Origin of the sequence: Micromonospora sp. CA-248260, from assembly GCF_050942205.1 — a bacterium.
Lineage (GTDB): Bacteria > Actinomycetota > Actinomycetes > Mycobacteriales > Micromonosporaceae > Micromonospora > Micromonospora antibiotica.
Window position 1 is genome coordinate 2,191,474 of record NZ_CP192021.1, and the last position, 12,405, is coordinate 2,203,878.

The following is a 12,405-nucleotide window of genomic DNA, read 5'->3' on the forward strand; positions in this document are numbered from 1 at the left end:
GGTCCGGGTCGGCCGGTTCGGGTGCGGTCGGGTCGGTGGGCACCCGGCCGGGCGGGCAGGCGGGGCGCGCGGTCGGCCCGCCGGTCCGGCCGGCGGGAAACGTCGGGCTGCGACCGGTGCCGGCGCTGCTGGGCGCCGCCGAACGGCACCTGCGCGTCGGCACCCCCACCGAGCTGCGGTACGCGGTGACCCGCAGCCATCTCGACGACGGGCGCTGCGTCGGCTGGTACGGGCCGGTCACCCCAGGTTGGCGGGTGGCGATCGACGCCGAACGGGCCACCGCCGAGGTCCCGCCCGCGTTGGCCGCCCGCTTCGGCCCGGTCGACTTCTGGGCCCGCTGGACCCGGGCGGAGAGCCTGTGCAAACTGGCCGAGATACCGGTGGCCGCCTGGTGGCGGCGGCACGGTCTGGCCGTACCCCCGCACACGCGTGCGGTGTGGCGCACCCTGCACCTGGCCGACCTGGTGGTCACGGTGGCCTTCGCCCCCTGAACGCGCCCCCGCCCCGCGCGGTGGCGCGGGGCGGAGGCGGGCGGTGTCAGACGAGGTCCCAGCTCAGCGGGGTACCGCGGGGGACGTCGGTGGTGAAGGTGCGGCCGAGGACCCGGGCGATCTCCACCGGAGGCAGGCCGCCGGCCGGGCGGATCGAGCGGACGTTGGCTGCGGTCACCTCGTCGCCGGCCCGGACGTCGGCCACCACGAACAAGGAACGGCGGAACCGCAGCCCCTCCCGCTCGGCCGGGGTCGGGCCGATGGCGGTGCCGCCGAGCGCCGCGTGTGCCCGCGCCGACTCGACCACCAGGGCGGCCAGCTCGTCGGGGTGCAGCGAGAAGTCGGAGTCGACCCCGCCGTCGCCCCGGTCGAGGGTGACGTGCTTCTCGATGAAGCACGCGCCCAGCGCCACCGAGGCCACCGGCACCCCGATGCCGGGGGTGTGGTCGGACAGGCCGACCGGCACCCCGAAGGCGTCGGCCAGCACCGGGATCCGGCGCAGGTTGCTGTCGGCCGGTGGGGCCGGGTAGGCGGCGGTGCAGGCCAACAGCACGATGCCACCGGCCCCGCCGTCGCGGGCGGTGCCCACCGCAGCGTCGATCTCGGCGACGGTGGCCATCCCGGTGGAGATGACCAGCGGCTTGCCGGTGCCCGCGACCAGCCGGATCAGCGGCAGGTCGACCAGCTCCGACGAGGCGATCTTGTACGCCGGGACGTCCAGCCCCTCCAGCAGCTCCACCGCCGACGGGTCGAACGGGGACGAGAACACGGTCAGCCCCCGCTCCCGGGCCCGTTCGAAGATCGGCCCGTGCCACTCGTACGGGGTGTGGGCCCGCTCGTAGAGCCGGTAGAGGTTCTGCCCGCCCCACAACTCGTGCCCGCCGGAGATGCGGAACGCCGGGGTGTCCACGTCGATGGTGATGGTGTCCGGCCGGTACGTCTGCAACTTCAGCGCGTGCGCCCCGCTGGCCGCCACCGCGTCCACGATCGCCAGGGCCCGCCCCAGGTCACCGTTGTGGTTGCCGGACATCTCCGCCACCACGAACGGCTGCTCGCCGGCCCCCACCAGGTGCGGCCCGATCTTCACTGTCGTCGTCATCTGAGACCCCTGTTCCTGTGCTCGTTGCTCGTGTCCCGGCGGGCACCCCGACGCCGGCCGGTCACCGGCTGCCGCGACCCGCGAGCGCGTCCCGGTCGGCGGGGGAGTCGTGGGACGGCCCGACGACCGGCGGCACCGGTTGCGGCACGGCGGCCGGGCGGCACAACCACCCCGCCAGCCGGTGCGCCTGGCGCAGCACCGCGTACGCGAGGTAGGCGTCCCGGCCGACCAGCCGGTGCTTGAGCCCCGCCACGCCGCCCGGCCGGGGGTAGCCGCCCGGCGGCAGGTGCCGGCGGTGGTGCGCGGCGATGCGGTGGAAGAACTCGCGGCGCAGGTGCGGGTGCAGCCGGCCGTCGTTGCCGACCACCACCAGCATGTGGTTGATCATCAGAGTGAACAGCTCGCCGCGCAGCCGCTCGTCGGGATACCGGCGGGCGACCCAGTCGAACAGCCTGTCGTACTGGGCGAAGGCGTCGAAGTGGCGACCGCTGCGGGTGGAGGTGATCGCGCCCTGCCGACCCTGCCGGTAGAGGTAGCAGACCCGGTCCAGCACGGAGATCCGTTCCGCGCCGATGAGCAGCGGGTTGCTGAACGGGATGTCCTCGTACCAGCCGGGGTGGAAGCGCAGTTCCAAGTCGACCATGAACTCCCGGCGGACCACCTTGTTCCACGCGGTGTGCTGCACCCGCAGCAGCCCGGGTCGGTCGGCCAGCCGGACCACCCCGGGGATGCCGCGTAGCAGGTGACTGCTCGCGTCCACCTCCCGCCGGCCGTCCTCGCTCACCCGCAGGTGGTCGAGCATCAGCACATCGGGGCGGTGCGTCCGGAGCCGGTCCAGCACCGCCGCGATGGTGCCCGGCGGCAACCAGTCGTCGCTGTCGACGAACCAGACGTACTCCCCGACGGCCACGTCCAGGCCGGCGTTGCGGGCGGGACCCAACCCGACGTTGCGGGTCAGGTGCACCGTGCGTACGCCCGGATGCTCGGCCGCGTACGCGCGCAGCAGCTCACCGCACCGGTCCGGCGAGGCGTCGTCGACCGCGACGATCTCGACCGCGCCCGCCGCGTCGGCCGGCACGTCCGTGCGCACCGAGTCGAGGCACTGGTGCAGGTACGCCTCCACCCCGTGGACGGGGACGACGACGCTGAGCAGCGGGGTGGGCGCGGGCTGGTTGACCACCCCGCCACCCTGGTGCACGGGTATGGACGGCCACGGAACGTGACGTATCCGGCGGAGATGGAGCTGCTGAACAGCGGCCGAGCGGCAGGTTAACGGTTCAGCATCCGCCGTACCGGTGCGCCGACCGCCCGCTTGACCCGGGCCCGCAGCCGCTGTTCCCGCAGCTCCCGCACGTCGTCGCCGAGCGCCGCGTTACGGTCGCGCAGCCACTGGATGCGGGCCAGCAGTTCCTCGGGCGAGGTGGCCCCGGCGGGCCGGACCGCCGGGGGGAACACCGTCTCGCGGACCTGCGCGTCGAACCGGGCCGCGCTGTCGCCGTCGTCGAACGCGTTGCCCAGGTCGTGCCGGGCGAGGAACGCGCGCAGCACCTCGTAGCGGGCCCGGTGCCCGGTGTTGAGGGCGGTGTAGTCGGCCTCGGCATAGAGCTGTGCGGCGTCCACGTCGGCCGGCACGTCCTTCATCAGCCGGTGCGGGATGTCGAAGTACCTGGCCAGTTCCAGGGTGCGCGAGTCGTGCGCGAACAGGTAGCCGGGGGTGCCGGAGACCAGCGCGGTGATGGTGCCGTGGATCCGGGTGCCGAACGCGAAGTCGAAACCGGCGAGATAGTCCATCCAGGTCCACGGGTCGAGGAACATCCGCACCTTGTCCTGCGTGAACAGCGGGTGCGAGGTGTGCATCGGGATGGCGCTGGTCTTGCCCCGGTCCTCGGGGGCGTCGCCGTAGAGCAGGGTGCCCAGCGTCTTGAGGTCCTGCGGGAGGTAGCGCAGGTTGGGGTAGCGGGCCTGGTGCGAGGTGATGATCTTCGCCATCGACTTGACGTACGGGGAGACGGTCAGCGCCACCCGGGCGTCGGGCGTCAGGGCCGGCGCGGACTTCTCCACCCGGAACCGGTCGCCGTGCAGGAACATCGACGGGCAGCCGATCACGTCGACGGCGGAGAAGCCCAGCGTGTTCAGGTACCGCGCGGTGATCTCCCCCCGCACACCGATGCTCGGCCCCCGCTCCAGCGCCGCCCGGACGAACCGGCTGACCACGTCGTCGATCGGACGCAGGTACTCCCGGTCGCCGGTGACGTCGGTCTGCACGCCGACCCCGAACACCACCACCGGGATCCGCAGCCGCTCGACCAGCTTCGTCATCAGCTCGATGCGGTGGGCGTAGCTGCGCCGGAACGCGTTGGCCAGCGGGATGACGTACACGTCGTACTGCTCGTTGATCCGGTCGGCGTCGCGCAGGTCGACCTTGAACTCGGTCGACGTGATCCGCGCGGTGGAGGTGCGCAGCAACTTGTGCGCGGCGTGACTGAAGACCAGGTTGCCGTTGTTCTCCCCGATCCAGTTCCCCTCGTACGCCTCCTCCGGGCCGCGTACGTCGAACGGGTCCTTCTTGGCCCGCATCAGGATCCGCTGGTGCACACTCTGCTCCGTTCCTCGTTCGCCGGGCGTGCCTGCGACGGGCCGCGCCGTTCCGCCCCATGGGCGCGCGCCGACACCGACGGGTCCCGCGATGTTAGGGCAGTGGAGGGATTTCGTACACCTTCCGCACATCCGCACCACCCCGGCGCGCCACCCGCGGTGGGGTGTGCCGGTAGGGTGCCCCGGGTGACCAGCGTGCCCACCCCCGCGTCCCCGGCGCTGAACCGGCTGCCGTCGCTGACCGGGTTGCGGTGGATCGCCGCCATGCTGGTCTTCGGCTACCACGTCGGCACCATGCGGATCGTCACCCAGCCCGACGCCAAGGCGGTGGTCGACTGGCTGTTCACCCTGGGCCTGTCCGGGGTGCAGTTCTTCTTCATCCTCAGTGGCTTCGTGCTGGTCTGGTCGACGCGAGACGGCGACCGGCGGCGGGACTTCTGGCGTCGCCGGCTCGCCAAGATCTATCCCAACCACGTGCTGACCTGGGCGGCGGCGCTGCTGGTGATGTGGTGGTTCGCCGACCCGGTGGTGCCGCGCGCCGCGTGGGAGAACCTCTTCCTCATCCAGGCGTGGGACCCCACCCCCGGCTACTTCTACAGCATCAACAACGTGAGCTGGTCGCTCTCCTGCGAGCTGTTCTTCTACCTCTGCCTGCCGCTGGTGCTGCCGGCGATCCGGCGGGCCCACTCCGGCGTGCTCTGGGCCGTGGTGGTGGCGGTGCCGCTGGTCATCCTGGCGCTCTGGCCCGGTCAGCAACTGCTCCCCGAGGGCAGCAACTGGTGGTTCACCCAGGTCTTCCCGCTGGTCCGCTCCACCGAGTTCTGGCTGGGCGTCGCCGCCGCCGAACTGCTGCGTAGGGGCCACTGGCGGGGGCCCGGCCTGCCGCTGGCCAGCCTGCTGTTCGTGGTCGTCTGGGTGGCGGCGCACTGGATCCCGGCCGAGATGTGGGCGGCGCTGCTGTCGGTGGCGTACATCCTGGTCATCCCGGCGGCGGCCCGCGCGGACGTGCAGGGCCGCTGGTCGCCGTGGCGGCACCGCACCCTCATCTGGCTCGGTGAGGTGTCGTTCGCCTTCTACCTGGTGCACGTGCTGGTGATGATGACGGTGCTGCGGCTCACCGGGCACTGGGGTGTGGGGCTGCCCGGCTGGTCGGGGCCACTGGCCGTGCTCGGTTTCCTGGTGCTGAACCTGGCGTTGGCCGCTGCCCTGCACCGCTTCGTGGAGACGCCGATGATGCGCCGGCTCGCTCCCCGCCGCCGTACCCCACCCGTGCCGGCCGCCCCCGACGCCGCCCGCGGTGCCTCCGCCCGCAGTGCCGCCGCCTGCGGTGCCGCCGCCTGCGGTGCCGCTGGCCCCGACGCCGTTGTCGGCGGTGCCGTTGTCGGCGGTGGGGCGCCGGCCGGCGTCGCCGCCGCCGGTGGGGTTCGGCCGGACGGCGCGGCCGGCAGCGGCGGTGTCACCGTGCCGGGGCCGCGGGCTGCCGGCGACGGGCGGCGTGCCGGACTCCCCGTCGAGTACGTCGGACCGCGCGACCCGCACTGACCACCCCGCCCGGCCGTCCGGACCAGGTCCACGGTGGTGGGCGCGGCGACACGCCCGGCGGTGCTGCGGGTCGGTCACCCCGGCGGTAACGTGGACATATGCTCCCGGCCGCACCCACCAGTCCGCTGTGGTGGGTCGCCCGCTGGTGGTCCCGGCTGCTGACCGGCCTGGCCGTCGCGATCGCGTTCGCCGTCGCCGGCCCGTCGCTGCCCGGCCCGGCGTCGTTCGACCCGGGGCCGGCGGCAGCCGCCCTGCCGGTCGACGCGTCGCTGTCCTTGCACGCGGCCGGAGCCCCGGCCGCCCCGACCGGCATCCGCAGCGGTGGGCAGGAGGCCGACCCGGCCGGCATCGCCGCAGATCGGGCCGTCGCCGTGGTGCTCGCCGTGCCGGCAGCGGACCGGGCCGCCGTCGTGCTCGCCGTGCCGACGGCAGACCGGGTCGACGCCGTCGTGCCGGCCGGCGTCGCGCGGAGCGCCCCGCCCCCGGCGCTGCCGGCCGGTCGAACACCCGTCGCCACCGCCCCCCGGGCACCCCCGGCGGGCTGACCGCCCACGCGGGGGCCGACCACCCGCGACCGCCTCCGCCACGCACCACACCCGCACCGCCCGGCCGGATGTTCCCGCCGCCGGTACGGCCTCCTCTTCCGCATCCCGCCTGCGAGGTGTCGACCGTGAACACCGTGCTCTCCCAGTTCCTGATCGAGGTCCCGACCGCCACCGTGATCTGGTCCGCGCTGCTCGTCCTGGCGTTGACCGGGATCACCATCCTGGTGGCCCGGCCCGAGCGGGACCAACCGGCCGCAGCCACTGCCGACGCGCCGGCATCCGACGCCCCACCCCCCGTCGCCGACCTGCGTCGCTACGCGGAGGAGGTGGCCGTCGCCGCCTCCGGAGCCGCCCGGAGGGCCCGCCACCACCGCGTGGCCTGGCTGGCGGCCCACGACGCACTGGAACGGGCCTGGCAGGCGTACGACGAGGCGGAGACGCTGGCCCGCCGGTTCACCGGTGCCCGGGCGCTGCCCAGCCCGCGTACTCCCCGCACCCCCGCCGAGTACGCCGGTCGGGAGCGGTGGCTGCACCAGGAGGCCGTGGCGGCGCACTGGCGGGGAGAGTTGTCGGTGGAGCGGCTGCGGGACGTCTTCGCGCACCGCGACGGTTGGGACCCGCGTCGGCACCCGGTCGAGCACGAGGTGATGCTGGCCCGCGCGGTCCGCGAGGACCGGCGTACGGCGTACCGGGCTGCGGTCGGGCGGGAACGGGCGGCGTGGCGGAACGCCGAACTGGCCGCCGAGGCGGCCCGGTCGCTGGCTGCCGAGGCACACGCGGCGGCGCAACGGTGGCGGCCGACCCGGGTCCCACTGCCCCGTCCGGCGACGTCCGCCACCCGCCCGGCCCCTGCCACCCGCTGGCGTCCGGCCCGGGTCGGCTGACCCGGCCGTCAGGTCGGCCGGCCGCCGGTTGGCGAAGCCGGACCGGTCAGCGGTCGGCGGGTCGGCGGGTCGGCGGGACTGAATTGTTATCTGCGGGTTGTGGGTGCCGTCACTGCGGGTGGAAACCGGACACCTGGTCACAGTCGGTCACATCGACTGCGACGATCATCGGCGGTCGATGCCCTGCCGTCCGGGTTTTCGCCTGGACGGGCTCGGGCGCTCCGACCGTCCCACGCGTGGCGGGTCAGTGCCCGAGTGCCCCGAAACTGACTCGTCCAGCCCATGTTTGTGCAGCTCAGCGGGCTGGCGAGGGGGGAAACCGGCCAGTAGTGTCGCTGCGGTCCGGTGCGGTTTCCGATCGCAAGAGGCGACGCCGTGCCGACCCGCTCAATCGTGCCAGTCACGAACCGGGGACCCACACGCACCACCTGGGGTGAATCTCCGGGCCACGGCCCGGGGTAGGGCGATCTTCCCGCCCGAATCCGTCAGCTAACCCGGTCGGCGGCAAAGGAAGGAGTTCCCTCCTCGTGCAGCATGACCCCACCCCCTCGGTAGTTCCTCCACCTCGGTGCCGGGGCACCGCCGGACCGTCGCGCCCGACGCGCTGACCCGGCTCTGTGCCCCGCCGCCCGGCCCCTGCCGGGCGAGCCGCCGATCCGCCCGGCCCCCCGTCGGGCGGTCCCTGCCGAACGAGCGGCGCAACACCCGATCCGCGCGTGGCGTGTCCGCCGCGTGCCGATGGGTTGTGCCCGCCGCCTCGCCCCGTGGAGGAACACCCTGTGAAGCACCACATGAAACGACAGCTCCGCCTACTGGGCACCCGACGCCCGTACCGGATGGTCGTCGGCTCGGCGGCGGTCCTCGTCCTGGCCGCCGGTGGCACCGCCCTGGCCGCCGGGGTCGACGACGCCCCGACCGGCCAGCAGCGCGCCACCGCCGTGGCCGAGACCGCCCCCCGCCTCGACGACGTCGCCAGCCGCGCCCAGGCCCGGGTCGCCGTCCCCGCCCCGACCAGCCCGTCGGCCACCCCCTCGGCCAGCCCGTCGGCGAGCGACGCCCCGTCGCCGCGCGTCACCCGGGCGAAGGCCAGGGCCACCGCCGACCCGGACCTGACCCGCAAGGCGGCCCCGAAGCCGCCGTCGTCGAAGGTCCTGCGCTACGACTACCAGGCCCAGACCACCTACTACTACTGCGGCCCGGCGGCGGTCCGCAACGCGCTCAGCGCGGCCGGCATCGAGCGCGGCCAGGACGACCTCGCCGCCCTGTTGGGCACCACCGAGATGGGCACCAACTCGGCCGAGGACACCACCCGGGTGCTCAACGCCGTGGTCAAGGGTGACCCGTACCGGACCAGGATGTTCGCCGGCACGCCGAGCGACGCGCAGATCGACCGGCTGCGGGCCGACGTGGTCGCGGCGGTCGCCGACAAGCGGGCCGTGGTCGCGAACGTGGCCGGGGACGCCACCGACCTCGACGGCGGCTGGCACTCCTTCCCCGGCGGCCACTACATCGCCGCCGTGGGCTACCGGGACAACGGTCGTACCGTGCGGATCGCCGACTCGGCCGACCCGTCGCTGCCGGCCTACTGGGTCAGCGTGACCACCCTGGCGAACTGGATCGCCACCCGGGGCTACTCCGCCTGACCGAGCCACCCCACCCGCCCCGGCCGCCCGACCACGGGTGGCCGGGGCGGTTCGCTGTCCCCGGGTCGACCCGGCCGGCCGGACGAAGATCGTGCTCGAACATGGTTGTAGTGGCCTCCTCGCAGGAGGCCACTACAACATGGATCGAGCACGATCTTGCCGACGGAGGCGGGCGCGAGCGGAGGCGAGCGGGTGCGGGCGGAGGCGGGTGCGGGTCAGGCGTGGGGGGAGAGGGGGGCGGCGGGGGCACGGGGGGTCGGCGGGGCCCAGCCCGGTTCCAGCTCGCGGCGGGCCGCGGCCAGGAAACCCTCGGCGTACGCGTCGGCGGGGAAGTCGCCCAGGTAACGGCGGCGGGTCTGCCAGCGGGCCGCCGCCAACGGGTCGGTGTCCAGCAGCCCGGTCAGCACCTCGTCCAGGTTGGCCATGTCCCGGCGCAGCACGTAACCGGAGCGGGCCAGCGGGAACCGGTCCAGGAACTCGTCGCCGTCGACGCCCAGGTCGGTCACCGCGTACGGCTTGCCGGAGTAGAGGTAGTCGGAGATGACCCCGGAGACGTCGGAGACCAGCGCGTCGGAGCGGTTGACGCACTCGGTCAGGCTCAGCTCGCGGCTGGCCGCCGCCCCCCACAGGTGCTGCCGGCCGGTGCGGGTCCGGTCGGCGGCGAGCAGTTCGGTGAGCCGGGCCAACTGCCGGGCCGAGGCCGGATTCTGCCCGGTGTACGGGTGGGCGCGCAGGATCACCGTGGCCCCCCGGTCGAGCAGCCGGCGCAGCAGCGGCTCGGCCACCGGCAGCGAGCAGTAGTTGGCGTCGGCGTGGTGGCCGGTCCAGGTGGGGGTGTAGAGCACGGTCGGGGCGGTCAGCGGGCGGGCCTCCCGGCGTACCTCGATGGCTTCGACCTGCGGGCGGCCGACCACGACGAACTTCTCGGCGGGGATCTCCACGCCGGCCCGCGCGTACCGCTCGATCGCCGCCGGACCGGCCACGAAGATCTTGTCGAAGATGGCCGAGACCGGGTTGGCGCTGGGGGCCTTGTCGCTGTCGCCGTGGTGCAGCTGCACGTGGGTGAGCTGGGTGAACCGGATGCAGTGACTGTTCTTCGCCCCGTGGTTGACATAGAACGCCACCCGCAGGCTGGGCACCAGCGCCTCGTCCATCGCCTTGAGGGTGGGGCAGTAGACCACCGGGGCGCTCGTCGCGGCGGCGATCGTGGGCAGGAACTCCGGCTCCCGCAGCAGCACCAGGAACGGCCGGCCGAGCCGCTCCAGGTAGGGCAGCCACATGGTGACCTGGTATTCCGAGCCGGGTGGGGCGGAGAAGTAGAGCAGGAACTCCGGCTGGTGCGCGCGCAGCGCCCGGGTCACCGGGCCGCCCCCGCCCGACGGCCGGAACCGCCGCCGGGCCAGGTCCAGGCCGACCGCACCGCAGCCGGCCGCGACCACCAGCACGACGACCAGCGCCAGCACGGCAGGCAGGGCGAACGCGGCGGCCACCGCCACCACGGCGAGCAGCCCCAGCAGTACGCCGCCGAGCCGGGCGGCGACCAGCGGGGTCCACGCCCGCAACGGCAGGTTCGCCGCCCGGATCTCCAGGTTGCCGGCATCGCGCAGCGGTCCCACCAGCAGCACCAGGCCCAGCAGCAGCAGCGCGGTGAGCGCCAGCACCGGGTCGAACCCGTCGTCGAGCCGGCGGGCGTAGCCGACCAGGATGCCGGCGGCCAGCAGCACCGTCTCGGCGACGATGTCGGCGTCGGGGCGGACCCGACGTTCGTAGCCGGCGGCGGCCAGCGCGGCCACCGCCAGGGCCAGGCCCCAACCGGTGGCCCCGGTGAACGCCACCACCAGGAAGGCGACCACGGCCAGGCCGGTGGTCAGGCACCGTGCGATCAGTTTCCTGACCAGCTCACCACGCATGTCGTACCGTCTCCGGGGGTCGGGTCAGCCGGCGTCGACGCCGCTGGGCAGCCGGTCCTGCTCGGCCGCGGTCGGCTGCGCCGGCACCGGGGCCGCCTCGCCGGGGGCCCGCCGGACGTCGATCACCTGACCGGTGAGGTCGGAGATCAGCACGTCGAGCGAGGACTGGGCGACCGTTTCGGCGGCCAGCAGGGTGTGCTCCGGCTCCTCACCGAACGCCTTGGTACGCATCGGGGTGGCGGTGCGCTCCGGGTTGATGCAGTTGACCCGGACGCCGTACTCGGCCCACTCGTCGGACAGTGCCTGGGTCAGGTTGACCAGCGCCGCCTTCGTCGAGGAGTAGAGCGCGTACTGGGCCCGGCCCCGGGTGTAGGAGCTGGACGTGTAGAGCAGCAGCTGACCCTTGGTCTGCTGGAGGTACGGCAGGGACTGCCGGGCGGCGATCACCGGGCCGACGAAGTTGACCTGGAGCACCCGGTCCATGGTCTCCTCGTCCATCTCGGCCAGCGCGCCCTTCTCCAGGATGCCGGCGGTGACCACCACGTGGTCGATCCGGCCGGTGGCCTCGAACGCGGTCTTCAGTGCGGCCTCGACGTCGCCGGTCTGCTCGACGTGGGTGCCGGTGCTGGAGCGGCTGAACGCGAAGACCTGCGCGCCGTAGCCCCGGGCCAGCTCGGCCAGGTCGTGCCCGATGCCGTAGCTGCCGCCGAAGATGACGATCGTGCGCCCGGCCAGCTCCTCGGTGTAGCTGCGGTGCGACAGCCGGGGGGCCTGGGCGGCGGCGAGCTGGAACAGCTTGTCGGCGAGGTGCACGTCGACCGGGTGGGTGACCTTGATGTTCTCGTCCGACCCGTCGATCACCTTGATCGGGGTGCCGGGCAGGTAACGCAGCACCACACCGCAGTCGTCGGTGGCGGCGAAGTCCGGGTCGCCCTCGGCCCGCCGGTACGCCTCCCGGATGGTGCCCGAGCGGAACGCCTGCGGGGTCTGCCCCCGGCGCAGCCGGGACCGGACCGGGATGTCGGTGATGCACTCGTCCTCGTCGACCTGGATGATCGTGTCGGCGGAGGGGATCGCCACGTCGACGGCGGAGTAGCTCCACAGCGCGTTCACGCACTCGCGGACGATCCGGGCGCTGACCAGTGGGCGGACCGCGTCGTGGAAGAGGATGTTGACGTCGCCGTCGCCGACCGCGTCCAGGGCGGCCCGGGTGGTGGCGTTACGGGTCTCGCCGCCCTCGATGACCTTGCTGACCTTGCGGAAGCCGGCCTTGTCGACGATCTGCTGGGCGTCGGCGACGTGCCCGGTGGCCATCAGCACGATGATCTCGTCGATCTCCGGGGCGGCCTCGAAGACGGCCAGGGTGTGTTCGATGATCGGCTTGCCGGCGATCTTCAGCAACTGCTTCGGGATGCCCAGGCCGAGCCGGGTCCCGGTGCCTCCGGCCAGCACCACCGCCACCGTCCGCGAGGGCCGCCACGGTGCCGGGGTCTCCGGTGTGGCGTCCGGGCCAGTGGTGTGGTCCTGCGTCATTGCCGATCCTCACTCTCGGGGGATGTCTGCACGCGTCCCGGGGGTCACCCTGAACGAAGGATTGCGCCAGCGTGGCGACGGGATGAACCTTAACGCGCGGACCGCGCCGCCCCAACGGGACGACGCGGTCCGTGGAGCATCGGATCGATGCCGTACGTGCGCC

At 73.7% G+C, this 12,405-nt stretch carries 10 protein-coding genes and 1 riboswitch; of the genes, 5 read left to right on the forward strand and 5 right to left on the reverse strand.

Annotation, left to right across the window (positions count from 1 at the left end; all coding sequences use genetic code 11):
- Positions 1–35 precede the first annotated feature (35 nt).
- On the forward strand, positions 36–491 hold the full coding sequence (locus tag ACQP2H_RS09565; RefSeq protein WP_357536076.1) for a hypothetical protein: 456 nt from the start codon (positions 36–38) through the stop codon (positions 489–491).
- A 46-nt stretch (positions 492–537) separates the two neighbouring features.
- Here the strand turns inward: ACQP2H_RS09565 and pseI are convergent, their stop codons facing one another.
- The 3 genes from pseI to ACQP2H_RS09580 all read right to left on the reverse strand — a co-directional run bounded on the left by pseI (position 538) and on the right by ACQP2H_RS09580 (position 4,185).
- Positions 538–1,590: a pseudaminic acid synthase gene (pseI, locus tag ACQP2H_RS09570; RefSeq protein ID WP_219469228.1), complete on the reverse strand. Its 1,053-nt coding sequence runs from the start codon at positions 1,588–1,590 to the stop codon at positions 538–540.
- Between the two features lie 61 nt (positions 1,591–1,651).
- Positions 1,652–2,770 (reverse strand): glycosyltransferase family 2 protein, encoded by a 1,119-nt coding sequence (locus ACQP2H_RS09575; RefSeq protein WP_433232177.1) that lies wholly within the window; start codon positions 2,768–2,770, stop codon positions 1,652–1,654.
- An 89-nt stretch (positions 2,771–2,859) separates the two neighbouring features.
- Entirely contained in the window at positions 2,860–4,185 is a 1,326-nt protein-coding gene (locus tag ACQP2H_RS09580; protein ID WP_433232180.1) for a polysaccharide pyruvyl transferase family protein, read from the reverse strand.
- A 186-nt stretch (positions 4,186–4,371) separates the two neighbouring features.
- Between ACQP2H_RS09580 and ACQP2H_RS09585 the strand changes: the two genes are divergently transcribed.
- The 4 genes from ACQP2H_RS09585 (at position 4,372) to ACQP2H_RS09600 (ending at position 8,799) form a co-directional block, all read left to right on the forward strand.
- Positions 4,372–5,727, forward strand: coding sequence for an acyltransferase family protein (locus ACQP2H_RS09585; RefSeq protein ID WP_433232183.1), 1,356 nt, complete (start codon positions 4,372–4,374; stop codon positions 5,725–5,727).
- Positions 5,728–5,825: 98 nt separating this feature from the next.
- Positions 5,826–6,272 carry a hypothetical protein gene (locus tag ACQP2H_RS09590; protein WP_433232186.1) on the forward strand — a complete coding sequence of 149 codons (447 nt, stop codon included), beginning with the start codon at positions 5,826–5,828 and terminating at the stop codon, positions 6,270–6,272.
- A 125-nt stretch (positions 6,273–6,397) separates the two neighbouring features.
- Positions 6,398–7,156, forward strand: coding sequence for a hypothetical protein (locus ACQP2H_RS09595; RefSeq protein ID WP_433232189.1), 759 nt, complete (start codon positions 6,398–6,400; stop codon positions 7,154–7,156).
- 374 nt (positions 7,157–7,530) lie between these two features.
- Positions 7,531–7,675: riboswitch (cyclic di-AMP (ydaO/yuaA leader) on the forward strand.
- Between the two features lie 272 nt (positions 7,676–7,947).
- Positions 7,948–8,799, forward strand: a complete 852-nt coding sequence (locus ACQP2H_RS09600; RefSeq protein WP_363821142.1) for a C39 family peptidase — start codon at positions 7,948–7,950, stop codon at positions 8,797–8,799.
- 215 nt (positions 8,800–9,014) lie between these two features.
- On the opposite strand, the gene ACQP2H_RS09605 is transcribed toward ACQP2H_RS09600, so the two are convergent.
- Together ACQP2H_RS09605 and ACQP2H_RS09610 are read right to left on the reverse strand one after the other, a co-directional pair.
- Positions 9,015–10,709 (reverse strand): CDP-glycerol glycerophosphotransferase family protein, encoded by a 1,695-nt coding sequence (locus ACQP2H_RS09605; RefSeq protein ID WP_433232192.1) that lies wholly within the window; start codon positions 10,707–10,709, stop codon positions 9,015–9,017.
- A 24-nt stretch (positions 10,710–10,733) separates the two neighbouring features.
- Positions 10,734–12,242: a bifunctional cytidylyltransferase/SDR family oxidoreductase gene (locus tag ACQP2H_RS09610; protein WP_219469240.1), complete on the reverse strand. Its 1,509-nt coding sequence runs from the start codon at positions 12,240–12,242 to the stop codon at positions 10,734–10,736.
- Between the last annotated feature and the right edge of the window lie 163 nt (positions 12,243–12,405).